Origin of the sequence: Saccharibacillus sacchari DSM 19268, from assembly GCF_000585395.1 — a bacterium.
Taxonomy (GTDB): Bacteria; Bacillota; Bacilli; order Paenibacillales; family Paenibacillaceae; genus Saccharibacillus; species Saccharibacillus sacchari.
Genome location: NZ_KK073875.1, coordinates 4950565 through 4975062, shown reverse-complemented (window position 1 = coordinate 4975062; position 24498 = coordinate 4950565). Strand labels below are relative to the sequence as shown.

The window sequence follows — 24498 nt, the reverse complement described above, 5'->3', positions numbered from 1 at the left end:
AGTGGCCTGCAAAAAACGCAAAGGATAGATAAGCTACTCGTACCCTGAACGTATAGCCTATGAGGTTTGATGTACCGAAAGCTTCCTTAACTGCAAGAGCAGTTCAATACCGGTTTACGCGCGGCGTTCGTTTCATCGAGACGGGTGACCGGTGTGGTGTAAGGCGCATTGAGCAGCAGTTCCGGATCTTCTTCGGCTTCTTTCGCGATGCGAATCATCGTGTCGATAAAGCCGTCGAGCGTTTCTTTGCTTTCCGTCTCGGTCGGTTCGATCATGATGCATTCTTCGACGTTTAGAGGGAAATAGATGGTTGGCGGGTGGTACCCGAAGTCGAGCAGGCGTTTCGCGACATCCAACGTGCGGACGCCGTATTTTTTCAGGCCGCTGCCGCTCATGACAAATTCGTGTTTGCATGGACCCGCGAACGGAACTTCATAATAATCTTTCAAACGGGCCATCATGTAGTTCGCGTTCAGCACGGCACATTCGGATACTCGGCGCAGGCCGTCCGGACCGTACGTGCGGATATACGTATAAGCGCGAACGAGAATGCCGAAGTTGCCGTAAAAGGCTTTGACGCGGCCGATGGAATTTGGCGAAGCGGCTGCGAAATCGTAAGACCCGTCTTCCAATTTCTCGATGGTCGGAGCCGGGAGGTAAGGGATCAGAATCGATTTGACGCCGACCGGGCCCGCGCCCGGACCGCCGCCGCCGTGCGGGGTGCTCATCGTTTTATGCAAGTTAAGGTGAACGACGTCGAAGCCCATGTCGCCCGGACGCGTGATGCCCATGATCGCATTGGAGTTGGCACCATCGTAATAGAGGAGACCGCCCGCTTCGTGCACAATCTCGGCGATTTCCACAATCTGCTCTTCGAACAATCCCAGCGTGCTCGGGTTGGTCAGCATCAGCGCGGCGGTATCCGAACCGACTGCTGCTCTCAGCAGATCCAGATCAACCATGCCCTTAGCATTCGAAGGAATCGTCACCGTCTCGAATCCGGCAACCGTCGCACTGGCCGGGTTCGTGCCGTGCGAGGAGTCGGGAACGATGACTTTGGTGCGTTTTTCTCCGCGGGCTTCGTGATAGCTGCGGATCATCATTAAGCCGGCCCATTCGCCGTGTGCGCCTGCTGCCGGTTGAAGCGTCACCGCATCCATACCCGTCAGCGCGGCCAGATCGGTTTGGAGCGTGTGCATCAGCTTAAGTGCACCTTGAACGCTCGATACGGGTTGATATGGATGGATCTTAGCGAATCCGGCATAGCGAGCCACGTCTTCGTTGATTTTCGGATTGTATTTCATCGTACAGGAGCCGAGCGGATAAAATCCGTTATCGACGCCGAAGTTGCGGCGGGATAGCCCCGTATAGTGGCGAATCACATCAACTTCAGACACTTCCGGCAATGCGGCTGCATCACTGCGCTTGAACTCGTCAGGCAACCAGGACGAGACTTCATCCTCGGTTGTCGGGACGTCGCATTCCGGCAAGGAATAAGCAACGCGGCCCGGCTGGCTCAATTCGAAGATCAGGGCACAATCTTCCTTAGCATCGACAAGGGTTGGCGCTGTCAGATCGAGGCTCGTGTTCATAGACTTCCCTCCAAAATTTCCGCGAAGCGGTCGATGTCTTCTTTCGAACGTTTTTCCGTAACGGCAATCAACATAACAGAGCCTAGCTCCGGATATTCCCAGGACAAATTGTATCCGCCGATGAAGCCTTCTTCCAGCAGCTTTTCGTTCAGGGCGTTTACATCGGTGCCTTCAGGAAGTTTCAGCGCGAATTCATTGAAGAATGGCGAGGAGAAGGCAAGTTCTACCCCTTGAATCACACTCAGTTGCTTAGCTGCGTAATGCGACTTTTTCAGGTTAAGGTCGCATACGTCGATCAATCCCTGACGTCCCATAATGGACAGGTACACGGAAGCTGATAGCGCCAGCAGGGCTTGGTTGGAGCAGATATTCGATGTTGCTTTGTCGCGGCGGATATGCTGCTCGCGGGCTTGAAGCGTCAGTACGAAGCCGCGTTTGCCGTTTTTGTCCGTTGTTTGACCCACAATCCGGCCCGGAATTTTACGCATCAGCGCTTTGGATACCGCGAAGTATCCGCAAGTCGGACCGCCGAACGAGCCGGAGATGCCGAGCGGCTGCGCGTCGCCGACCGTAATATCCGCACCGAGCTTGCCCGGAGCTTCAAGCAGGCCAAGCGAGATCGGATTGGCGCCGACGACGAGCAGGCCTTTTTGCGCATGGGCCAGCTCGCCGATCGCGCGAACGTTTTCCACCGCGCCGAAGAAGTTCGGCGATTGCACCAACACAGCGGCCGTATCGCCGTCGATCAACGATTCCAATTTACCCAGATCGGTTACGCCGTTATGAAATCCGACTTCGACGACTTCGATTCCGAGGCCGTAAGCATAGGTACGCACGACTTCGCGTGTTTCCGGGTGTACCGTGGAAGCAATGACGATCTTTTTGCGACGGGTAGCCGCACTTGCGAGCGATGCCGCTTCAGCCATTGCCGTTGCGCCGTCATACATGCTGGCATTCGCGACTTCCATGCCCGTCAATTCGCAAATGTAGGACTGGAACTCGAAGATCGCCTGCAACTCGCCTTGGCTGACTTCCGGTTGATAGGGCGTGTACGCCGTATAGAACTCCGAGCGGGAAATGACATGGTTGATCACGACCGGAACCTGATGATCGTACAGACCCGCGCCGAGGAAGCTGGCATAGCGGTCGCTGTCGGCGTTTTTGCCGGCTAGCTGTGTCATGTGGCGCAGCAAACCGGCTTCGTCCAGTGCGGATGACATCGGCAGCGTGCCTTCGTAACGGACGTTTTTTGGAATGTCAACGAACAGGTCTTCGATACTTTCGGCGCCAACGGCAGCGAGCATGTCGCGTTCGTTCTGCTGGGTCATCGGAATATAGCGGTGCTTCTTCAAGGCGTGTTCACTCCCTTTTCGGATTGTTGAATCAGAGCTTTATGGGCAGGCGTGTTTTTATAAAAAGGAGCTTTGACCACTTCGGCTTTCAGCTTTTTGCCGCGAATTTCGACTTCGACCTGCGTGCCGATCGGCGCAAATTCCGCTTCGATCAGCGCCAGAGCGAGATTGCGCTTCAGCGTTGGAGATTGGGTTCCAGTGGTCACTTCGCCGATCTGACGATCGCCCGCAAACACCGGATAATGCGAACGCGCGATGCCGCGGTCGATCATTTCCAGACCGACCAGCTTGCGCGGTATGCCCGCTTCTTTTTGGGCGGCGAGCGCTTCGCGTCCGATAAAGTCACCTTTGCCCAGCTTGACGAAGTAACCTAGTCCAGCTTCGAACGGTGTGATGTCTGCCGATAATTCTTGACCGTATAGCGGCAGTTTCGCTTCAAAGCGCAGCGTATCGCGTGCGCCCAGACCGCACGGCAGCAGACCGAACTCTTCGCCCGCTGCGATTAGGTCGCGCCAAATTTTTGCAACGAATTCGGGAGCGGCATAAATCTCGAACCCGTCTTCGCCGGTATAGCCGGTGCGAGACACTTGAGCCATCGTGCCTTCAAACACGCCGGTTTCGATAAAATGGAAAGGCTTGAGTTCGTCGAGCGCAGGCTCGTTGCAGACCTTTTTGAGAATCTGCAAAGCAGCCGGGCCTTGCAGCGCGATCAGCGCGGTGCCTTCGGAAACGTCGCGGAAATTGATAGACTCGGGCTTATGCGAGAGTATCCATGCCGCATCCTTCTCGATATTTCCCGCATTGACGACCAACATAAAATGACCTTCGCGAATCTGGTACACCAGCAGATCATCCACAACCCCGCCGTTCTCGTAGCACATGAAGGTGTAGAGAGCTTGACCGACCTCCAAAGAATGAATATCGCCTGTCGTCAGTCGGGAAAGGAAGTCGCGCACGCCTTCGCCGCTCAGAATAAATTCGCCCATGTGCGATACGTCGAACAGTCCTGCACGCTCGCGTACCGCTTCGTGTTCTTTTTGAATGCCATGGAATTGTACGGGCAGCTCCCAACCGCCGAAGTCGATGCAGCGCGGCTCGCCGGTTTCCGCATACAGAGGGTAGAGCGGGGTTCGCTTGAGAGAAGTCATCGTTTCAAAGTCTCCTTGTGAATCGAATTTGGTGTTCGCGATCAACAAAAAAGGACAGGTGCCCAAAGACCGACCCCTTTCCCGCCAAAAGGGGAAGAAGGGTCCAGTCGTAAGGGCTCTGTCCTTGATACCTGAGAGTTACCCCGCCTTGAAGCAGGTTTCCCCTTGGGTGATCCGCCAGCGTGTCAGGCATTGGCCTAAGCTTAACGCGCGGATGCTCTCCAGAGTGGCGTCCGGCAAAGGTCCTTTTGCCTGAGAGATTCACCGCGATCCATCGATCCGGCTTACTCCTTCGGCGGTACCCGCGATCGCGTAAGCGTCCGGTACTCTCTCCCTATGCTTTCATTCGCCTATGCGAATATGATGCAACGTTCGTTTTTTGCCAAATGCGGATCAAATGCTTTATCCTAATTATTAAGGGATGCGCCTGTGTGTTGTCAACAAAAGTTTGAATTTTACCAAAAATATTGTGAGGAACATTGACACGCCAAATAGGCTGCTTTAAGCTAAAAGCGCGGAAAATTCCCGAACAAGCAAAACTTTAAATATGCCGAATGTTCGGCAATACAGCGAAATGGAGCGAAGTAGACGATGAGCGAAGTGAAAGCAGGTCTGTACTATACCAAGGATCATGAATGGGTGGAAAAGCTGGCTAACGGCAATCTGCGTCTCGGCATTACCGATTTCGCGCAGCATCAGCTTGGCGATATCGTATTTGTCGAATTGCCGGAAGAAGGGTCTGCTGTTGCGGCGGAAGCAAGCATCGGTTCGATCGAGTCCGTTAAGACCGTATCGGATCTGTTCTGCCCGGTCGGCGGTACGATCGCAGCGGTGAACGGAGCCTTGGAAAGCGAGCCTGAATTGGTCAACAGCGTGCCTTACGGCGGCGGTTGGATGATCGAGATCGCGCCGGACGGCGAAGCGGAAGGACTGCTGGCAGAACTTCTGACGCCTGAACAGTACGAAGCCGAGCAAGCGGACTAAATCCGATATTCGGAATGCAAAAAGGGCGGCACTCCACAGTGCGAAAAACACTGTGGAGTGCTGCCCGTTTTGACGTTCTGTTCGGATAAGGAGGAAATTGTTTTCTAGGGCGTGTACGCAAACTCCGCCGGAAGCAGATCAAGATGCACGGCGCTGAGTTTGCGTACACGCCCTAATTGATTTGGATGAAAATCGAAGTCCGGGAAGCATCCGAGTTTGGCTAATGGACGGGGAAGAGCTGGCCGAGGTTACGGATTCTTTTGACGAGTTTATCACGGTTCTCAGTCAAGCGTGATTGATTCGCGACACGCTCTAATTGTCATGTCACGTTATGCTGGTTTATGATGGAGGATAATCAATACCTGATCAAGCAATCATTCAGCACTTTGTTCCACTTCAAAAGGAGGAGAACGGCTTGAACGGAAAAACAGCACTCGTAACAGGCGCTAACGCGGGCATGGGACTCGCGACTTCGATCGAATTGGTGCAGCGGGGATACCGGGTTCTGATGCTCTGTCGCAATCAGGAGCGGGGCGAAAAGGCCTTGCGCGAGGTGGAAGTCGCAGGAGGAAGCGGTTCAGCCGAACTCGTACGGGGCGACCTGGCGGAATTATCTTCGATTCGGCAGTTTGCCGACGACATCCACGGGCGTGTATCCAGCCTAGACGTATTGATCAATAACGCGGGCGTGATCAGTCCCAAGCGCCAGGAGACGAAGGACGGTTTCGAGCTGGCGCTTGGCGTTAATCATCTGGGACATTTTTTGGCTACGAATCTGCTGCTGGGCTTGGTGCAGGCTGCGGATCGCGGCCGGATCGTGGTGGTCGCTTCCGGGGCTTACAAAGCAGGCCGAATCCACTTTGAAGATCCGCATTTGCGTCAAAGCTACAATGTGATCAAATCGTACGGCCAGTCCAAGCTTGCCAATATTTTATTTGCGCGCGAATTGGCACTGCGAACCTACGATTCCGGAATAGCCGTTAATGCACTCCATCCCGGCGCGGTATTGACGCAGCTCGGCATTGACCGCGGCACCGGATTTGGACAAGGCGTGTATCGCGCGCTTGGCAAGCTGCCTTCGTTCCAGACGCCTGCTGAAGGAGCTTCCACGGCTGTCTATCTGGCGGATAGTCCCGAGGTTGAGGGGATATCGCGCGAGTATTTTTATCGAAGCCAGCCCAAAAGTTTGGATCGTAAAGCCGAAGACGATGAAGCGGCAGCCAAACTGTGGGAGTGGAGCGAGGTCGAGGTCGGCTTAAGCTAAATATAAAAAGAAGTTTGATCTATGGAAAAGGGGACTGCAACATGACGACATCCAATGAAACAACAACATCCAATGAACAACCGCTGATCGAACTGGCTACGTTCGAAGACCTGCCTGCGATCGTGGATATCTACAATTCCACGATTGCCGGACGCATGGTCACCGCCGATCTTGAACCGATTACGGTTGAAAGTCGTCATGCCTGGTTTGCGGAACATGAACCGTCTCGCAGACCCCTTTGGGTGATGCGGCAAAACGGTCGCGTGCTTGCTTGGGTCAGTTTGCAATCCTTCTACGGACGTCCCGCTTACAATGCGACGGCCGAGGTCAGTATTTACGTGGACGAGTCCCTGCGCGGTACCGGAGCCGGCAGCCGCCTGTTGCAAAAAGCAGTCGACGAAAGTCCTGCACTTGGCGTTCATACGCTGCTCGGCTTTGTATTCGGGCATAATGCGCCGAGTCTGGGTTTGCTCAAAAAATACGGTTTTGAATCTTGGGGGAATCTGCCGCGCGTGGCTGTGCTGGACGGGGTTGAACGCGATCTTGTGATTCTCGGCTTGCGCCTCGGCGAATAAGCTTTCAGGCATGGGTTGCCATGCCGGAGTAACGGAGTGTCGAGGACACTCCGTTTTTTGATAAGCGAATAAATGAGCATTGTTGCGAGAAAGTATGAAAGATTGTGCGTCCTACGGTTCTTTTTCGTCCAATTATAAAGTAAGTCAGGTTAGCAGGGATGCGAAGCAATAACGGGCGAACGATTCGATAGCCTTCAGTACGCATTCCGGATGTTCGGCGATAAGCAGTTGAATAAAAAGATAGCCGTTTAGCTTGAAGTCGCCGCAGGGTTTTTCTTTCCTTAAAGAACGAATGCTTGTTAAAATAAACGTGGATACGACGATTTCAACAAGGGGTGAACGATATGGCCGATACGCTGAGCTTTAACGATACACTGGACTGTCCCGATTTCGAAGCTTACCCTTACGGGGATCTTGGGCTGACGTTTTCCCCGCAATACAGCACATTCAAAGTTTGGGTGCCCGGCGCGGAAAAGGTGCGGGTGGCCTTGTACGAAGACGAAGGACAATATGACAAAGCAGGACGGGTCACCGATCATTCGGGCGGCCGCGAGCTGACGATGGAGGAAGACGAGTACGGCGTGTGGAGCATCGTCGTGCCCGGCGATCTGGAAGGCTATTACTACCTTTATCATATTACCTACAAGATCGGCGAGCACGAGAAAAGCCGTTACGTCGTCGATCCATATGCCAAAGCCGCTTCAGCCAACGGTCAGCGCGGAGCTATCGTCAACATGAAGCGTACCGATCCCGAAGGATGGGAAAGCGATATTCGCCCGCCGCTCAGGCATGCCGTGGATTCGGTCGTTTACGAGCTCCACGTGCGTGATTTTTCCTCTTCGGAAGACGCGAGAATGAATCATTCCGGCCAGTATTTGGCGTTTACGGAAAGCGGCATTCGCACGAAGGAAGGGCGCAAGGTCGGCATCGACCATTTGGAAGAGCTCGGCGTTACGCACGTCCATCTGCTGCCGGTGTACGATTTTTGCACGGTCAACGAATGCGACGTGACGCCGGAATCTTACAACTGGGGCTATGATCCGCAAAATTATAACGTGCCCGAAGGTTCTTATGCTTCGGACCCGCATAACCCGGAATCGCGCATCCGCGAGTTGAAAAAGCTTGTTCAGGCCCTGCACGCCCGCGGAATCCGGGTCGTGGTGGACGTCGTGTTCAACCATACGTTTTCGGTGGAGGACGGACCGTTCGATCCGGTCGTGCCGGGTTATTTTTACCGCTTCAACAAGTACGGTCAGCTCAGCAACGGCTCCGGCGTCGGCAACGAGCTGGCTACCGAACGTCCGATGGTGCGCAAATACATCCTCGATTCGCTGCTGTATTGGGCGGAAGAGTATCACGTCGACGGCTTTCGCTTCGACTTGATGGGATTGATCGACACGACGACGATGCGAACGGTCGCGTCGGTGCTGCACGAAAAGGTCGATCCGACTATCCTGATCTACGGCGAGCCGTGGACGGCGCTGGATTCTCCGCTGCGCGAGTTGACGCTCAAGGGCGCGCAGCAGGGCGGAGGCTTCGCGGTCTTCAACGACAATTTCCGCAATGCGCTCAAAGGCGACGGGGACGGTTGGGGGACGGGCTTCGTGAGCGGCGCGCCGGGAAAAGAAGGCGAGATCGCGCAGGGGCTTCGCGGAGCGGTGCACGATTTCGCGGCCGAACCTGCGGAGAGCGTCAATTACGTCACGGCGCACGATAACCTGATTTTGTGGGACAAGCTGATCAAATCTCGGGGCAACTGGGAAGAAACAGGCTTCTTGTCTTTCCATGACGGACAGCCTTCGCGGGGACTGACGGCGGCCCAGGCGGTCGAAGCGAGCGATCCTTACGTCATGCTAAACGATATCGACCCTTTGGAGCATCATTTGGTGAAAAGGCAGCTGTTGGCGTACGGACTCGTGCTGACGGCGCAAGGGGTACCGTTCATCAGTGCCGGCGACGAACTGCTGCGCAGCAAGTTCGGCGACCATAACAGTTACCGCAGTCCGGACGTCATCAACGCGATCCGTTGGAACAACAAAGACCGCTTCCACGGCGTGACGGATTATATACGCGGCCTGATCGAGCTTAGACGTTCGCACCGCGCTTTCCGGCTCAAAACGCGCGGCGATATCGAAAAGCATATGGATGTGTTCCGCATGCACGGCGGCGTCGTCGGGTTTATGCTGAACGACCATGCAGGGGGCGATCTGTGGAAAACGATCGTCGTCGTGCATAACGCGTCGGAATCGGAGCAAACGATCGAACTGCCCGCGCGCGGACGTGCGTGGAAGATCGTGGTCGATCATCGCCGAGCCGGCACGCAGGCGCTAGGAGAAGCGTCCGACTTCGTGCATGTGCCCGCGCTTTCGAGCATGGTGCTTTATGACGAAGAGGACGACTACAAGCCGGACCCGGCGCTGTTGGAGTGGGAAAACATGCCGGGAGTCGTTCAGCCCGGCGAAAAGCTGTTCTTGCACGCGACGGTGCGCGATCAGCGCGGTCGGAGGATGCCGGAAGCCGAAGTCTCCTACCATTCGTCCGACCCGGAAAAAATCATTATTCGGCGCGACGGATCGGCCTGGACGATCGGCATGGGGCGCGCGCTCATTACCGCCGTATGCGGCGATATGCGCAGCAGCACGGCCATCCTGATCGAGCGCCGCACGGTGCACCAGATCGGAATCACGATGGAAGAAGGCGTGCAGCGTCTGTATGTCGGACGCAGCCTCAAACTTCAAGCCGAGCCCAAAGACCCGTTCGGCAATCCGATGTCGGCTTCGCGTCTCGAATGGCGTTCCAGCGACGTCGGAATCGCGACGGTTAACCAGGCAGGAAGGGTAACGGGCATCCGCCCCGGCCGCGCGGTAATCTCCGTTTTCGGCGACGGCGTGCAGGCTCAATTGGCGCTAAAAGTCCGCGAATACGAGCAGCGTCGGCTGATTCTGGAATACGAACGCGAAGATCATGATTATGCGGGCTGGAATTTATGGATGTGGGGGGCCGCTTTCGGCAGCCGCCGCGTGGACTTTGTCGACATAGGCGAAGACAAAGCGTCCGCATTGCTCGAAGTCGCCCCTGACGTGCTGAGCCTCGGCTTTATCGTTCGACATGAAGAGTGGGAGAAAAAGGACATCGCGGCCGACCGTTATATCGATCTGGGCGCGATCACCGGAGACTGGGTGCGTATCCGCATCCGCAGCGGCGAGTTCCGCGTCTCGGCGGAAGCATTGGAAGAATCGGCGGTTCCGCTCGAGCAGGAAAAGTTCGCGAAGCTTGAACAGGAAGCCGCCGAGCGGGCCGCGGCCGAAGAATTAGCGCGGGCCGACAGAGAAGCGGAGGAACTTCCGCCGGAAACCGACCAAGCTTCCACCGGCGAACCGAGCGACGGGACTGCCTCGCCGGAACCTTCGACGCAGGAAGCGTACTCCGCGTCCCACACCGATACTGACGAACCGGAATCTTCTTCCCCAACCGACGACGCTCCCAAAAGCGACGTCGACCGCGGTGCAGGAATCTGATACATTAATTCTGATCCGGACCGTGAAGAAAAAGCTTTTTTGAAAATGACATTCGTATCAAATAAGCCCCGGAAGAAATCTCCGGGGCTTTGCTTTGTCCAAATTTTTGACTAAAATACAAAAATCCGATATACGGCGGCTTAATCAAAAAGCCGCCATGCATCATTCCTTACTTTTTACCTCCGAGCGAGACGCCAGCGGAGGGAGAAATTCAGCGAAAGACGCCTTTGAACTTGGAAAACTTCAACTAAAAATTCCAATCAACTTTTCCGAGTGAGACAGCGTCTTGAGCGAATTTCTCCCGAAGCGCCCACACTCACTCACTCGTTGAGGTACACCGCTTTGCCCGTCCGCGCCGACTCGTAAATCGCTTCGAGAATCTCCGACACCACGCATGCCTGCTCCGGCGTCACAGTCGGCGTCAGATCGTTTTCGATCGCGTCGATCCAACGATACATCTCCAGATCGGAGTCGCTTTCCGCTTTGCCTTCATAGAACGCGACGCCGCCGGAAGACAAATCGACTTCTTTCGTATACAGACGGCCGAACTCTTCGCCGTTGATGCGCAGACCGCCTTTCATGTCCGCTCCGCCTTCGCTGCCGCTGAGGCTGCATTTCGCTTCGTCCACGTCCAGCGAGTTGATCGCCCAGCTCGATTCCAGCACCACGGTGGCTCCGTTTTCCATCACGATCATCCCGAATGCGGAGTCTTCCACTTTGAATTTCTCCGGGTCCCAAGGTCCCCAAGCATTCGCTGCGTTCTCGCGTTGGGAAAGCTCATGGTATTTGGTGCCCAGCACGACTTTCGGCTTGTAGTTATCCATCATCCACAGCGTCAGATCGAGCGCGTGAGTCCCGATATCGATCAACGGGCCGCCGCCTTGCTTTTCTTCGTCCAGGAACACGCCCCATGTCGGAACGGCTCTGCGGCGAATCGCATGCGCTTTGGCATAATAGATATTGCCGAGCATGCCCGCTTCGCAAATCTTTTTCAAATACTGGCTGTCGCGGCGGAAACGGTTGTTGTAACCGACGGTCAGCTTTTTGCCGGACTTTTTCGCCGCTTCGACCATTTGACGGGCTTCGGCTGCTGTTTTGGCCATCGGTTTTTCGCACATGACGTGTTTGTCCGATTCCAGAGCCGCAATGGAGATGCGTGCGTGCGATTCGTTCGGCGTCAGGACGTGCACGATGTCGATCGAACCGTCTTTCAGCAATTCGGTATAGTCGGTGTATACTTTTGCGCCTTCGCTGCCGTATTTGGCTGCGGCTTCTTCCGCGCGCTCCGGCACCAGATCGCAGAAGGCGACCAGTTCGACGTTTTTCAATTTGCTCAGACTCGGAAGATGCTTGCCGTTGGCAATGCCGCCGCAGCCGACGATACCGATTTTATACGTTTTACTCATGATGATTCACCTCGTTTTTGGAATGGGAAAACAGGGGAATGGGCGCTTCGGCCGGCTGACGATGCAGCTCGGATTGTTTCGCTCTCCGATACACGGAAGGCGACATGCCCATGCGTTTGCGAAAAACGGTATGCAGGTAAGCCGCTGTCGAGAATCCTTCAAGTTCGGCAATCCGCTCAATCGACAGGCTTCCGGTTCGCAGACGATCGCAGACCGCGCGCAATCGAATATCTTCCAGCACGCGGCTGAAAGGCCGGGTCGGATCAATATCGCGGAAAATACGTTGAAGCTGGCGAGCGCTGAGGTCCAACTTTTCCGCGACGTCTTCCAAGCGCAGCCCGGACGTGTAGTTGGCTTCCATATAACGGACGGCGTATTCGTAGCGGTAAGCCACCATGTCGCGACTTGGCGCTTCCATTCCGACGTCGCCCGAATCGTACGCTTGAATCGTTTTTAGCAAAATCGAGACGACCTGCATTCGAATATCGGTGTAGTAACCGAGTCGTTTGCTCTCGCAGGCTTCATAAGCATCCAGAAAACAAGGCATGGCGCCGTAGCTGTCCTGCGTAGGTCTAGGAGGAAGCGCGTTCAGTTTCTGCATGCATTCTTCCGCTTCCGCCGCTTCCCACGGATCAACGGACGGATTGGTCTTCGGCACGATATCCAGATGCAGGCATAACTCTTCCATCGCTTGCTGCGAATCGGCTTCTTGATAGTGCATCACGCCGGGGCCGGTCAGATACAGCATGCCGTCCGACAAGGAATAGGGTTGATCGCCAAGAATGACCCGGCCCGCTCCGCGCGGAATAAAATGAAATTCGTAGGTCGAGTGATTATGAAAACTAATGACGCGCCCCGGTTCGAATGAGGTCAAATGAAAGCGCAGCACGCGAATCTCGTAGTGGCCCCAGGTCACCGCAATCTCAAGCCGCTCCAGCAAATCGCTTTTTTCAAACATCGTCTCGTAGGGAAAAGGCGCGGCATGCGCGATATGTCCACCCATGTTAACCGTTCAGCTCTTGCGGGGAAACGACCGAACCTGTTTTCGCTGAACGATTGGCTGCTTCCATCAGACGCGTAAGCTGGATCGCCGCGGCAATATTTTCCGAAGCGAGCGTATCTTCTTGGATATGGCGAACCCATTGCTCGAACGCGCTTTCGCGGTTGGCAGGCAAAGGCTGTTCCGTCCATTCAGCCGCTGCTTCGTCTCGCTTGGAACGAAGCAGCAGCTTGCTATCCGGCGTGCCGTAAAGAACGGTCCCTTCCGTTCCGTGCACTTCCACCGTGAATGGAGAGTAAGCATTGATGAAGCCGGCTTCTACCGAAGCGATTGCGCCGGATGCCGTAAACAGCGTAGCCAGAGCGTTATCTTCGACTTCTTTGCCTGTTATGTAGCCGAAGTTGGCGCTGACGCCGGTGATCGCTTCGCCGAGGAACAGCGCGGACAGATACATCGGGTGACAGCCCAGGTCGATCAAAGCGCCGCCGCCGCACTGCTCGGCATTGTAGAAATGCTCCGGCAGCCAGTTCGCGAGCGCGCCGTCATGCGACAATCTGACCCGGACATAAGTGACTTGACCCAGCAATCCGCGTTCCAAGATATCCTGAATCGCCAGCGTGTAACCGTCGTTCAGACGAGGAAGGGAGACCGTCAATTTGATACCTGCCTGTTCCACTTCCGCAATAATTTCCTTCACTTCCGTTTCGGTTGGAGCGATCACCTTTTCCGTAAAGATATGTTTGCCCGCGCGAGCGGCAGCAATCATCACTTCTTTGTGCCGATTCGTCGGCGCGTCCACAATGACCGCGTCCACTTCATCCGAAGCGAGCAGTTCATCCAAGGTCTCGTAGTAAGGCACGCCGAGCTTCTCGGCGGCTTCGCGACCTCTCTGCGGAATCTCATCCCATACGGCCGTGATGTCCGTGTCGGGGTGAGCCTGCGCTTGACCGATATAATCCCAAGCATGGACATGCCACAGACTAACTTTTCCTATGCGAATTCCCAATGTGTAACCCTCCTGTACTCGATATCCAACATTCTGACATTTCCATACTTAAAATAGCATACGAAAATAGCGAATTCACTAAAAGCATGCGACATTTAACCTTCAATATTACGACAAAGGAATCGGAATGTTTTTCGTGTTTACGATTTGCTTCTTATCTGAAAGCATTCGCTGTTTAGCTGCGTCTTTTTTCGGTTATCCCCTAAGAAGAACGGCGAGGAGGAGAACGATGGAGGCCAAAGACAAGGTAATCGATACAGCCGAGACGAAGCAAAGCATCGGGCGAGACTGGCAGGAAGGCGTGTTGTACCAGTTGTATCCCCCGAGTTTTAAAGACAGCGACGGCGACGGATGGGGAGATATCGGCGGGATGTTGGAGAAGGTGGGCTATCTGGCCGAGCTTGGCGTCAGTGCGGTCTGGATCGGTCCGGTATGCGATTCTCCGATGGAGGATAACGGTTACGATATCCGGGATTACTATAAGATTCACGACGCGTACGGTACGCTGCAGCAGTTTGAAGAATTGCTTGTCAAGCTACACGAATGCGACATCAAGCTCATTATGGATTTGGTGATCAACCATACGTCGGATGAGCATCCGTGGTTTGAGGCTTCCCGATCTTCGACGAACAATCCGTATCGAGACTATTACATTTGGAAACCGCCGGCGGCAGACGGAGGCCCGCCCAACAACTGGCGTTCTTTTTCCGAAGAGTCGGCCTGGGAGCTCGATGAACGAACCGGCGAATACTATCTGCATATTTTCGATAAAAAGCAGCCGGATTTGAATTGGGACAGCGAAGCCATGCGTCAGGACCTGTATGAAATGATCAGGTTTTGGTTGGAAAAAGGCGTGGACGGCTTCCGGCTTGACGCGATCAATATGATCTCGAAGCACCCGGATTTTCCGGATGCTCCTCAAGATGCGAGACATCCGAGAGGACAGCAGTTTTATAAAAACGGTCCGCGTATCCATGAGATGCTCCGCGAACTGCACGAAGCGACATTCGGACGCTATCCGGGCACGCTGACATTGGGCGAAGCGCCGACGGTGACGATGGACGAGGTGGTCCGTTACACGGCGCCCGAGCGCAAAGAAATGGATATGGTGCTTCAGATGGAATTGGTTCGCATGGGCAAAGATTTCGGCAATCCGTGGAAAACGGATCCCGATTGGTCGCCTGCCATGCTGAAGGAAAGCGTAGTGCGCTGGTATGAAGAGGTGTTCAACCGAGGAGCCTATGCGCTTTATCTCAACACGCACGATCATCCGCGCATGGTCGGTACGTTATTCGGCGATCGGGCAGGGGTCGGAGGAACGGAAGGCAAAGCCTGGAACGACGCCGCGGCAAAAGCGATCGGAACCTTTTTGCATACGTTGCCCGGAACTCCGCTTGTGTACCAAGGCGAAGAGCTGGGCATGCCGAACGCGAATTATCGCTCGCTCGAAGACTACCGCGATAAAGGAACGGTGAGTGCCTATCAAAGACGGTTGGCTGAAGGGGAATCAGAGCGGGACATTCTCGTCAGTCTGCACGCGCGAAGTCGGGACGGGGCACGTTCGCCGATGCATTGGACAACAGGAACGGGAGCAGGATTTACTGACGGGACGCCGTGGATTCCGCTCAGTCCTCAAGGACAAGCCGCGAATGCGGAGGATGAGCAAAATGATTCTTCATCCGTATTGAATCACTATCGGCAATTGATCCGGCTGAGGCAACAATCGCCAGTTCCCGCACGGGGCGATCTGAACATGCTTGCGCTCGAAGACGAGTGGTTGTTCGCTTATGTGCGCGCAGCGGCGGAGGAACGTTGGATCGTGCTGGTCAATCTCTCGAATCAATCGCGAAGCTGCCGTATCGAAGAGAAATGGGCATGCCTGATCGAACAGGGTGAACTGCTGCTCGGCAGCGGCTTGGCAACCTCGGCACCCTCGAAGTCCGGCGTTCCGCTTCAGAGACGAAGCGACCGGACGGGAGACTGCATGCTTGATCTGCTTCCTTATCAATCCGCGATCTATCGCATAAGCGCAGCCGATTGATCTATTCAAAACGGAACAAAAAAGAAGGGTTGTCCCGGAGTCCGAAGACGATTTGCGGGATACCCTTCTTTTTACGAATAAATGTGGCAATTAAGCTTCTTGCTTTTCTTCGAACGTCGTGCACTCGGCAGTGTGATCCGGAGCGAAAACAACTTCGATCTTCTCGGCTGTGCAAGTGTTGGATTCCCAGTTCGTGCAATCGGAAACTTGGCATTGGATCGTGGACATGTGTAAAACCTCCGTGTCATATTGGATTTTGGTTTGCTGCAAACTCACCGACGAGGCAACAAAACTTCTAAAATCAATATAACACAAATAAGCAGGTCCGCAACCCGCGTTTTATAAAAAAATATGAATAATCAGCAATAAAAATGCCGATAATGTTCGGAAATAGTGAGGATGATTTTCATTGTCGAGATAATGAGTTTTATTCTCGGGAGAATGAGAGTCACTCTCAAGTTCTTAATCAATTTAACATATCGCGATGTCGCATTCAATAGTAAACCTTAAATTTTTGAAAACATTTTATATCCGGTTCTCGTAAACGGTTTCAGAAGAAAGCGAGAAGGTTACCGAATACATGACGGAAACGCAAAACCAAGCAAAGCTTATACCGACAACCCTTTAAAGAAAACGGAGGAGAATTCATATGACAAACGGAAGAATGGCCGGAAAAGTAGCCGTAGTAACAGGAGCAGGTTCGGGAATCGGAAAAGCAAGCGCTATTCTTTTGGCCGCCGAAGGCGCGAAAGTCGCTTTGTTGGAACTTACGACCGATACGGCGGAAGAAACGAAGCGGGAGATCGAGAAAGCCGGCGGCGAAGCGTTTGCGATCGAATGCGACGTATCGCGTCCTGAATCGGTGCAGGCGGCTGTTCAGCGCGTAGGCGAGACATGGGGACGGATCGATGCGGTTTTCGCCAATGCGGGAATCAACGGAGCGGCAGCTCCGATCGAAACGATGGAAATCGAGGATTGGAACCGGACGTTGGAGACGAATCTGCGCGGGACGTTCGCTACGGTCAAATATACGATCCCCTACTTGAAAAAGCAGGGAGGAAGCGTCGTGATTACAAGCTCCATCAACGGAAGCCGCGCGTTCTCGGGTACCGGTTTTTCGGCGTATTCCTCGTCAAAAGCGGGACAAGTCGCTTTTGCGAAAATGGCGGCGCTGGAATTGGCCCGTTACAAGATTCGCGTCAACGTCATTTGTCCCGGCGCCATCGAAACGAATATCGGCAAAAACACGTTCCCGAGCGACGATTTGAAAAAGATCGCGATTCCGGTCGAATACCCGGAAGGCAGCCATCCGCTGGAAGGGCGTCCCGGCAAACCGGAAGAAGTCGCCAAGCTCGTTCTGTTCTTAAGCTCCGATGATTCTTCGCATATCAGCGGCACGGAGATTTTCGTGGACGGTGCCGAATCGCTTCTTTAAAGTAACTTGTTTTACTCTTTTTTTCGCCGCAGCGCATCCGGAATGGCGAAGAATACGATATACAGCGTAGTAAACGTAAAAAGCGCCAGCAGTTCTTCAACCAAAATGTAAAGCGGATAATCGCCGAACAGATCGAGTATGGACGGGGTATCCGGCTTTCTGCGCAAGAACATGTAATTGGCATCCAAAATCCAGTCCAGCAGATACACGACCAACGCGATGACGTTCAGCGATAACATTGCCGTGAAAACGGTTCGCCAAGTAGGACGGAAACGCTCGATCCAAACCATGTAGAGCGCGGACAAAATAATGGCAGCGTGAGCGATAAAAAACTGCACAAAACGAAAATGCGGGTACTCGTAAGCCAGGTTAGGCGTCAAGAGTGCCTGCAAAGCGCCTCCAATCCCCGCGAAAAAGACAAGCCCGGCCAAAAAGCGGCTGCGCGTAATCAGCATGATAATCGCGGCAAGAAGCATTAGACTGCATAGCTCAAGCGGTAATGTATATCGAGCATTCCAGACATCCGACGCGATATACCAGATATGTAAAGAAACTTCGGTTGCAACCAAAGCGATGAGAAGCATGAGGCGCAACGCTTGTTTAAGTTTGGATCCGGAACGGATTGCACTTCGAAAAATAAACATCGAAATTGCGGCAGCTGCAAATAAACCCAATGCACTCAGGTGAGCGGCGGAAAATGCGGCAAACGGCTCGGAAACATTGGAAGAGAAAAAAGAAGCGAACACGCGACAGGCCTCCATTCATGCTTGAATCGTATTTCGACCAATACGCCAAAAAGCGGCGTCCCCGGGCTGAGATTCAGCTTGGATTCGGGTTTGCCGCTTTTTGTGCAACCAACGATGAGAAATCATGCAGGGCATTCATTAAACGCTTTGGGCAGCCATCTCGGGTTCCATGAAATCCTGCTCCAAGTATGCGTCTTCCCGTCTGCCTCTGTGGTCAATTAGACCTAGTTCGCCTTCAGCTTTATATTTACGCATCCAAATCTTCAGACGATTGAGGTCGTAGATGCCGAGCTCTTTCGCCACCTGCTTTTTGGTCATTCCGTCCATACGCATTTGAACGGCTCTCAACTTTGTTTCATAGCTGTACTTGCAGAACGTTTGTCCTTTAGTTGCCACTAAAACCACCCCTTAAGACTTATATCGGACGGGACAGTCTTTTTCTGATGGTTTTTTACAAGTAAAGGTTAAAAAATAATAAAAAAGATCATTTTTTGAACAAATGCAGGTTGACTTTACGCTCGTTCAACAATCGTATTGAGCGTGGTGCGGTCCAATCCGCGAACCAGACGGATCAGAAGCTCTTTTGCTGCCGCGTAATCATCCGTGTGAATGATCGACGAAGAAGTATGGATATAGCGTCCGCAGATCCCGATGACCGTTGAAGGCACGCCGATTCCGCTTAAGTGTACTTGACCCGCATCCGTGCCGCCCGGCGAGATGAACGGTTGAACTTTGACTTTATGCGTCGAAGCCGTATCTTGAATGTACTCCAGCAGGCCTCGGTGAGTAATCATGGTTGGATCGAAGATGCGAAGCAGCGCGCCTTGTCCCAGATGTCCGAACAGGTTGCGGTCGCCCGTCATATCGTTCGCGGCGCTGCAGTCCAAAGCGAAGAAAATGTCGGGTTGGATCAGGTTTGCCGCTGTTCGTGCTCCGCGGAGTCCGACCTCTTCTTGAACCGTTGCTCCGCTGTATAACGTATTGGGCAATTGCTCCCCGTGTACTTCTTTCATTAACTCGATCGCAAGGCCTACGCCATAACGGTTATCCCAGGCTTTAGCCATAATTTTCTTGGGATTGGACAGGGGAGTGAACTCGCAAATCGGCAGGATCTGTTGACCGACTTTAATGCCGAAGCTTTCCGCTTCCGCACGATCGTCGGCGCCGAGGTCGATGTACATGATTTTCAGGTCGACAGGACGACTGGCTTCCGCTTCGCCCAGCAAATGCTTCGGAGTCGAGCCGACTACGCCGACAACGGGACCGTTTTCGGTGATGATTTGAAGACGTTGACCCAGGACGACCTGGCTCCACCAACCGCCGAGCGGCTGGAAGCGGACAAGTCCGGTTTCGGTAATCCCGTTTACGAGGAAGCCGACTTCATCGAAATGCCCGGCAACCATAACCTTCGGCCCGTCCTCGGGACCGCGCTTAACTCCGAACAAACTGCCAATGCGGTCTTGAACGAATTCTTCTGTGTAAGCAGACAGTTTATCTTTGACCAATGCGCGCAAATCGCGCTCAAACCCGGGTGCCGCCGGGAACTCGGTCAGCTCTTTAAACAATGCCAATGTTTCGTTATTCATCTATGCACTCTCCTATCGAAAAAATCCGAAACGCGAAAAACCTCCGCGTTCGCTATCCTTCTAGTATGCAGGCTTATGCAAGAATTGTCACGGGCGCGCGACCAAATCTTCTTTTCCGGCACGGGATGTGCTTTCAGGGCTTCGATCATGTACAATATAGGCACTACTGAAGTGGCTTTTGCAAGAAGCTTTGACAGGGTAGTAGTACCTTGTCAACGTCAAAAGTAAGGTTACGCCTGGCTGAAACGCACCTAAAGCGTGTGCGTTTCAGCCAAACGTAATCCTCTGATTGAGAGTTGACAAGCTAATAGGAGAATGACTTAGGAGGTTGTCCATATGTCCGTAAGTTCCGAATCCATGCAGATCGTTACCGCAGTAAGGTCCAATCTTGAATCATGCATACTGGGGAAAACCTTTGAGATAAAATTATTGATGACCGCGTTGCTCGCCGGGGGGCATGTCTTGATCGAAGACGTACCCGGTACCGGCAAAACGCAGATGATTAAAGCCTTGTCTCGCTCGATGGAGGGCGTGTATCGACGCGTTCAATGCAATCCCGATTTGCTGCCGACCGACATTACGGGCGTATCCATCTATCATCCCCGCGAAGAGCGTTTCCAATTCCGTCCGGGTCCGATCATGTCCCATATTCTGCTTGCGGACGAAATTAACCGGGCGACGACCAAAACGCAATCCGCCCTTCTGGAGGCCATGGAAGAGCGCAGCGTGACCGTTGACGGAGAGACGCATCCGCTGCCGCATCCGTTCATGCTGTGCGCGACGCAAAACCCGATCGACTTCGAGGGTACTTACGTGCTTCCGGAAGCGCAGCTTGACCGCTTTATGATGAAGCTTCATATGGGCTATCCGGATTTGGAGACGGAAAAAAGCCTGATCGGCGCCAACCGCGTCGGCCAGCCGGCGGATCAGCTTCATGCGGTTACGGACATGGCGACGATCGCGGGGATCCAGCGGGAAGTGCGCGAAGTGCATATGAATGACGCCGTTACCTCGTACATGTTGGGCATCATCCGCGCGACGCGCGAGCATCCATCCGTATTGTTGGGTGCCAGCCCGCGCGCTTCGATCTCGTTCTCGCTTGCGGCGAAGGCGTATGCCTTCATTAACGAACGCGACTTTGTTTTGCCGGATGATATCAAGGAATTGGCGCCTTATGTATTGCCGCATCGTATTCTGATCCGCCCGGAAGCACGCCTCGACAGCCTGAATGCCGAATCGCTCATCCGTAATCTGCTGGCCGCCAGCAGCGTGCCGGTATCGATGGGACGTTAACGGATGCGGGAAATCTGGAATCTTTTTAAGCCGAAGCTTTCCCCGGCGAAAATGTCGATGCTGCTCTCGGTCTGGATGTGTTGTCTGTTCTATTTGTTGTTCCAGGGCGGCAAGACTTCGATCATGCTGTTCGCCATGGTCACATTGTTCGGTTTATATCTGTTATTCGGCGGCCTGAACGGAATCGCGCGCGCTCGCGGTGAGCGTCAATTTTCCGGCGAACCGGGCGAGTGGGGCGGGGTGCTGCATGCAGGCGATCAAATTCGGGTTCGCCTGCACTTGGAAATTCCCGGATTTTTGCCTTTGCCTTATGTGATCGTGCGGGAGACGCTCAAGCGCCATAGCGGCGAGACCTGGTCCTTTGAAGAAAGTCTGGTGCCCAGCTTGAACGGGCGCGGCGAACTGTTGTTTCAGACGCCTCCGCTAGAGCGCGGACGTTATGCTTTTTCCGAGACGGAGTGCGTGACGGAAGATATTTTCGGTCTGATCGAGCATCGGGGTTCCTTTTCGGCGCGCGGGGAATTCCGCGTGCTGCCGAGAACGGCCCATATCGCGAAATGGCAGCTCCTGGATCGACGCAATCGTCTGCTGGGGCCGCAGTCGGTAGGGCATGTGTCCGGTCGCGAAACGAATCAGGTCGGGGGCGTGCGCGATTACGTCTACGGAGATCGGATCTCGCGTATTCACTGGAACGCTACGGCCCGCACCGGGGAATGGAAATCCAAGGAATTTGAATATGAATCGATTCCTAAGACGATGGTCGTGCTCGACACGTACGAGAATCACTATCGTTCGGCCAGACAGTTCGAGACGGCGGTCTCTACAGCAGCCTCGCTGCTTGAATACGGAGGGCGCGAGTCGATTCCGATGGGACTGTGCTCGTTAGGACGCGAAGTTCGCGTGTTCGAACCTGCGCAGGGACGATCCAGATTGCACGCGATGATGGATCACCTGGTCGATTTAGATCCCAAGGGCGGCGGTTCCCTGCTTACAGGGCTTGAATCGGCATTGACCCGCTTGCCGAAAGGCGTCATTCTGGTCGTGCTCACGCCGCTCTCGGACGGTCCTGTCATGGAACTGGTGCGCTTTGCGCAGACGCATCAGATGAGTTTTTGCCATGTTCAGATCGCGGAAGCTCCTGGATCGGAAGGAGAAAGTTCCAACGCGTCCCGGCAGTGGGCGTCTTCGCTCCGGACCAAGGGGGTCGCGGCTTACCGGGTCGGCGGTCTTGACGAGTTGCCGGCCGTGCTGGAAGGAGGAATCCGATGAAGAAGTGGGTTGAATCGTTTAAGTCATCGTGGTACATGGGCGTCTCGACGGTCTGGTTAATGATCATTGCGATTCAGTGGTTAACCTATACACGAACCATCTGGTTTGACGAAACGAATGCGTTGGTGCTCGGTGTATTGACGGCGGTCGCGATTGTTCATGTGCTGCTGCCGACTGAATCCTGGTTACGCTTGGGGCTTAAGGCCGCTCTTTTTGTGATCGTCATGTACGCGACGCTGGAGCGTTACGGCATTTTTCAACCGGAGGGCCTGTTGGCTGCAAGAGCCGAACAATTTTCCGAGGCGATGTTCCCTTATGTTTGGTTTGCCTTGATCGCCTGGTTATTGTTCGAGTTTTGCGTACGTGCCATCAATAGCCAGCGGCGTATTCTGGTTTTTGCTTTTCTGAATATCGTACCTTTGGCCGCGCTGGATTCTTTTACGGTCGTATCGCTCTGGAAAGCCGTTGCCTGGATCGTGTTTGCGACGATGGGCTGGTTGGTCTGCGATCATTTTCGCCGCTTCCAATCCCGCTTTCCGAAAGGTTGGAAGGCGATTCGGCGCAATCCGTTCAAGTTGCTTATCAATACGGCCGTCGTCTTTTCATTGGTCATTTTGGCCGGTGTGAATATGCCGTTTGTGCAGCCCATATTGACCGATCCGTATACGGCTTGGAGGCAGATGCAGGGAACCTCGAATGTTGCGTTTAACGGAAGCGGTCTGCTCCAGGGACAGGCTTCCGCGTCGGGCTATAGTCGCGAAGACGGGCAGCTCGGCGGCGGATTCAACTTCGACTTCACGCCGGTTATGACGGTCGAATCGACAGAGCGCAGCTACTGGCGGGGCGAGACGAGAATGACTTACACCGGAAGCGGTTGGGATGCGGACAGCGGTTGGGGTACGCTTGAAGACGTGCAGCGCGAGCAAGCCTTGGAGCGCGAGGCCGCTCCGCTTACGCCGACCAAAACGGTGCGCCAGCGAGTCACGATGCAGGGCGATACGACTTATCCCGTATTATTCGGTGCCTTTTCCATCAATACGGTAGAGAGCCTGGATATTGAAAACGGAGAAGCCCGCATGCAGTGGAAGCCTGAACAGGGCGAGCTGCATTGGCAGGAACGCGCAGGCCGCGGAACGACGATCTATCCCAAAACGTACACGATTACATCCGAAGTTCCCGTGATTCCGGTCGATTCGCTTAAAGCCGCGACGGCCGCGGAACTATATCCGAACGGCGTTGATCCTAGATATGTGCAGGTTCCGCGCGGATTTCCGCAGCGCGTGACGAATTTGGCAGCCGATATTACAAAAGACGGAGAGACCCCGTATGAGAAGGTCTACCTGCTTCAGCAATATCTGCAACAAAACTATACCTATACGAACAACCCGGCTTTATCCCGTCGGGAGAGCGATGATTTCGTCGAAAGTTTCCTGTTCGAGATTGAAGAAGGATATTGTGATTACTTCTCTACGGCCATGGTGATGATGGCTCGTTCGCAAGGCATTCCGGCGCGTTGGGTCAAAGGTTATTCGCCGGGCAACCCGGCGACCAGCGACATTCCGCAGCAGTTTGCCGAAAACGAAAACAGTTCGCAGTACGAAGTCACGAATGCTAACGCCCACTCTTGGGCTGAGGTGTACTTCGGCGATTACGGCTGGGTACCGGTTGAAGCTACGCGCGGATTCAATATGCCGTTGCTGCAAGAAGCGGTGACTCCTGCCGATGCCGACGTGACGCAAGAACCCGAGCAGCAGCCGGAACAAGAGGAAGAACAAGCCGAACAGGCGGCTTCCGCTTCGACGGATCAAGACGATTCGAAGATCGTGCCGATTATTGTTGTCGCTGCGGCTGTCGTTGTTGCGGCTTGGGGCAGCTACCTGCTCTGGCTTCGCCGTCGATCGATCTATTTCTTCTTCATGGGACTGCGAATGGGCGGTCCGCTTACGGACGGTCAAAAAATCGTGCTGGAAACCGAGCGATTCCTGCGCTTCCTGAAGAGAAAAGGATTGAAGCGCGAAGAGAATGAGACGCTGCGCGAATCGGTTGCGCGTTGGGAAGCAGCGGTTACCGGGACGGAGGCCGCGTTGGCTCCGATCCTGAGAATGTTCGAAAAAGCCCGGTATAGTCCGGAACGGGTAACGACAGAGGAATGGGCAGAGATGCAGCAGTATTCTTCCGGACTGCGGAAGAGCTGGAAGGGGTACTATCCGGTTCTGCCGAATTTGCCGCAATCCGGTAGCTGACGCGGAGCGTTCACTGTGATATAGTTTGAGTTTAAAGACT

Annotated in this window: 19 protein-coding genes and 2 riboswitches; of the genes, 9 read left to right on the top strand and 10 right to left on the bottom strand. The window is 54.1% G+C overall.

The features are described from left to right. Positions 1–86 precede the first annotated feature (86 nt). The 3 genes from gcvPB to gcvT are packed head-to-tail and all read right to left on the bottom strand — an operon-like array spanning position 87 to position 4092. A complete protein-coding gene (gene gcvPB / locus SACSAC_RS21525) occupies positions 87–1592 on the bottom strand; it encodes an aminomethyl-transferring glycine dehydrogenase subunit GcvPB (protein WP_051507310.1) in 1506 nt (501 codons plus the stop codon). After that, positions 1589–2944 carry an aminomethyl-transferring glycine dehydrogenase subunit GcvPA gene (gcvPA, locus tag SACSAC_RS21520; RefSeq protein ID WP_037290212.1) on the bottom strand — a complete coding sequence of 452 codons (1356 nt, stop codon included), beginning with the start codon at positions 2942–2944 and terminating at the stop codon, positions 1589–1591. The genes gcvPB and gcvPA overlap by 4 nt, the downstream gene beginning before the upstream one ends. Next, positions 2941–4092 (bottom strand): glycine cleavage system aminomethyltransferase GcvT, encoded by a 1152-nt coding sequence (gene gcvT / locus SACSAC_RS21515; RefSeq protein WP_037293468.1) that lies wholly within the window; start codon positions 4090–4092, stop codon positions 2941–2943. Before gcvT ends, gcvPA begins: the two co-directional genes overlap by 4 nt. Positions 4093–4208: 116 nt before the next feature. Then, a riboswitch (glycine riboswitch) is annotated at positions 4209–4319 on the bottom strand. 3 nt (positions 4320–4322) lie between these two features. Beyond that, positions 4323–4438, bottom strand: a riboswitch (glycine riboswitch). Between the two features lie 245 nt (positions 4439–4683). Between gcvT and gcvH the strand changes: the two genes are divergently transcribed. The 4 genes from gcvH to pulA all read left to right on the top strand — a co-directional run bounded on the left by gcvH (position 4684) and on the right by pulA (position 10433). Continuing rightward, positions 4684–5076, top strand: coding sequence for a glycine cleavage system protein GcvH (gene gcvH, locus SACSAC_RS21510; protein WP_037290209.1), 393 nt, complete (start codon positions 4684–4686; stop codon positions 5074–5076). 415 nt (positions 5077–5491) lie between these two features. After that, entirely contained in the window at positions 5492–6340 is an 849-nt protein-coding gene (locus tag SACSAC_RS21505; protein ID WP_037290206.1) for an SDR family oxidoreductase, read from the top strand. A gap of 41 nt (positions 6341–6381) precedes the next feature. Next, the gene (locus SACSAC_RS21500) at positions 6382–6915 is read left to right on the top strand and encodes a GNAT family N-acetyltransferase (RefSeq protein ID WP_037290204.1); all 534 of its coding nucleotides are present in this window, start codon (positions 6382–6384) and stop codon (positions 6913–6915) included. 344 nt (positions 6916–7259) lie between these two features. Continuing rightward, positions 7260–10433, top strand: coding sequence for a type I pullulanase (gene pulA, locus SACSAC_RS21495; RefSeq protein WP_245608671.1), 3174 nt, complete (start codon positions 7260–7262; stop codon positions 10431–10433). A 320-nt stretch (positions 10434–10753) separates the two neighbouring features. Here the strand turns inward: pulA and SACSAC_RS21490 are convergent, their stop codons facing one another. From SACSAC_RS21490 to SACSAC_RS21480, 3 genes are read right to left on the bottom strand one after another with little or no spacing between them, the layout of a single operon-like run. Continuing rightward, positions 10754–11839 (bottom strand): Gfo/Idh/MocA family protein, encoded by a 1086-nt coding sequence (locus tag SACSAC_RS21490; protein ID WP_037290201.1) that lies wholly within the window; start codon positions 11837–11839, stop codon positions 10754–10756. Next, positions 11832–12842 (bottom strand): AraC family transcriptional regulator, encoded by a 1011-nt coding sequence (locus SACSAC_RS21485; RefSeq protein ID WP_084778265.1) that lies wholly within the window; start codon positions 12840–12842, stop codon positions 11832–11834. The genes SACSAC_RS21490 and SACSAC_RS21485 overlap by 8 nt, the downstream gene beginning before the upstream one ends. A gap of 1 nt (position 12843) precedes the next feature. Then, entirely contained in the window at positions 12844–13845 is a 1002-nt protein-coding gene (locus SACSAC_RS21480; RefSeq protein ID WP_037290199.1) for a Gfo/Idh/MocA family protein, read from the bottom strand. A gap of 229 nt (positions 13846–14074) precedes the next feature. Here SACSAC_RS21480 and SACSAC_RS21475 point away from each other — a divergent pair, with 229 nt between their 5' ends. Further along, complete coding sequence (locus SACSAC_RS21475; protein WP_051507309.1) at positions 14075–15886, top strand: alpha-glucosidase; 1812 nt, start codon at positions 14075–14077, stop codon at positions 15884–15886. Between the two features lie 90 nt (positions 15887–15976). Here the strand turns inward: SACSAC_RS21475 and SACSAC_RS27810 are convergent, their stop codons facing one another. After that, complete coding sequence (locus tag SACSAC_RS27810) at positions 15977–16114, bottom strand: DUF1540 domain-containing protein (protein ID WP_084778263.1); 138 nt, start codon at positions 16112–16114, stop codon at positions 15977–15979. Between the two features lie 421 nt (positions 16115–16535). On the opposite strand from SACSAC_RS27810, the gene SACSAC_RS21470 reads away from it, so the two are divergent. Continuing rightward, the gene (locus SACSAC_RS21470) at positions 16536–17321 is read left to right on the top strand and encodes an SDR family oxidoreductase (protein ID WP_037290196.1); all 786 of its coding nucleotides are present in this window, start codon (positions 16536–16538) and stop codon (positions 17319–17321) included. 11 nt (positions 17322–17332) lie between these two features. Here the strand turns inward: SACSAC_RS21470 and SACSAC_RS21465 are convergent, their stop codons facing one another. From SACSAC_RS21465 to SACSAC_RS21455, 3 genes are all read right to left on the bottom strand, one after another. Beyond that, positions 17333–18082 (bottom strand): YwaF family protein, encoded by a 750-nt coding sequence (locus SACSAC_RS21465; protein WP_037290193.1) that lies wholly within the window; start codon positions 18080–18082, stop codon positions 17333–17335. 123 nt (positions 18083–18205) lie between these two features. Continuing rightward, positions 18206–18463 carry a helix-turn-helix domain-containing protein gene (locus SACSAC_RS21460; RefSeq protein ID WP_037290191.1) on the bottom strand — a complete coding sequence of 86 codons (258 nt, stop codon included), beginning with the start codon at positions 18461–18463 and terminating at the stop codon, positions 18206–18208. Positions 18464–18579: 116 nt separating this feature from the next. Beyond that, positions 18580–19653, bottom strand: a complete 1074-nt coding sequence (locus tag SACSAC_RS21455; protein WP_037290189.1) for a M42 family metallopeptidase — start codon at positions 19651–19653, stop codon at positions 18580–18582. 336 nt (positions 19654–19989) lie between these two features. Between SACSAC_RS21455 and SACSAC_RS21450 the strand changes: the two genes are divergently transcribed. Genes SACSAC_RS21450 through SACSAC_RS21440 form a run of 3 tightly spaced genes read left to right on the top strand, consistent with a single transcriptional unit; the run spans position 19990 to position 24458 of the window. Then, positions 19990–20946: an AAA family ATPase gene (locus SACSAC_RS21450; RefSeq protein WP_037290185.1), complete on the top strand. Its 957-nt coding sequence runs from the start codon at positions 19990–19992 to the stop codon at positions 20944–20946. Positions 20947–20949: 3 nt separating this feature from the next. Continuing rightward, positions 20950–22215: a DUF58 domain-containing protein gene (locus SACSAC_RS21445; RefSeq protein WP_084778259.1), complete on the top strand. Its 1266-nt coding sequence runs from the start codon at positions 20950–20952 to the stop codon at positions 22213–22215. After that, complete coding sequence (locus tag SACSAC_RS21440; RefSeq protein ID WP_037290183.1) at positions 22212–24458, top strand: transglutaminase TgpA family protein; 2247 nt, start codon at positions 22212–22214, stop codon at positions 24456–24458. The genes SACSAC_RS21445 and SACSAC_RS21440 overlap by 4 nt, the downstream gene beginning before the upstream one ends. The last annotated feature ends 40 nt before the right edge of the window (positions 24459–24498 follow it).

Excerpts from the sequence above, each read along its gene's own strand:
- gcvPB (WP_051507310.1), bottom strand. The coding sequence starts at position 1,592 with ATGAACACGAGCCTCGATCTGACAGCGCCAACCCTTGTCGATGCTAAG.
- gcvT (WP_037293468.1), bottom strand. The coding sequence starts at position 4,092 with ATGACTTCTCTCAAGCGAACCCCGCTCTACCCTCTGTATGCGGAAACC.
- gcvH (WP_037290209.1), top strand. The coding sequence starts at position 4,684 with ATGAGCGAAGTGAAAGCAGGTCTGTACTATACCAAGGATCATGAATGG.
- SACSAC_RS21500 (WP_037290204.1), top strand. The coding sequence starts at position 6,382 with ATGACGACATCCAATGAAACAACAACATCCAATGAACAACCGCTGATC.
- pulA (WP_245608671.1), top strand. The coding sequence starts at position 7,260 with ATGGCCGATACGCTGAGCTTTAACGATACACTGGACTGTCCCGATTTC.
- SACSAC_RS21490 (WP_037290201.1), bottom strand. The coding sequence starts at position 11,839 with ATGAGTAAAACGTATAAAATCGGTATCGTCGGCTGCGGCGGCATTGCC.
- SACSAC_RS21485 (WP_084778265.1), bottom strand. The coding sequence starts at position 12,842 with ATGGGTGGACATATCGCGCATGCCGCGCCTTTTCCCTACGAGACGATG.
- SACSAC_RS21475 (WP_051507309.1), top strand. The coding sequence starts at position 14,075 with ATGGAGGCCAAAGACAAGGTAATCGATACAGCCGAGACGAAGCAAAGC.
- SACSAC_RS27810 (WP_084778263.1), bottom strand. The coding sequence starts at position 16,114 with ATGTCCACGATCCAATGCCAAGTTTCCGATTGCACGAACTGGGAATCC.
- SACSAC_RS21470 (WP_037290196.1), top strand. The coding sequence starts at position 16,536 with ATGACAAACGGAAGAATGGCCGGAAAAGTAGCCGTAGTAACAGGAGCA.
- SACSAC_RS21465 (WP_037290193.1), bottom strand. The coding sequence starts at position 18,082 with ATGGAGGCCTGTCGCGTGTTCGCTTCTTTTTTCTCTTCCAATGTTTCC.
- SACSAC_RS21455 (WP_037290189.1), bottom strand. The coding sequence starts at position 19,653 with ATGAATAACGAAACATTGGCATTGTTTAAAGAGCTGACCGAGTTCCCG.
- SACSAC_RS21450 (WP_037290185.1), top strand. The coding sequence starts at position 19,990 with ATGTCCGTAAGTTCCGAATCCATGCAGATCGTTACCGCAGTAAGGTCC.
- SACSAC_RS21445 (WP_084778259.1), top strand. The coding sequence starts at position 20,950 with ATGCGGGAAATCTGGAATCTTTTTAAGCCGAAGCTTTCCCCGGCGAAA.
- SACSAC_RS21440 (WP_037290183.1), top strand. The coding sequence starts at position 22,212 with ATGAAGAAGTGGGTTGAATCGTTTAAGTCATCGTGGTACATGGGCGTC.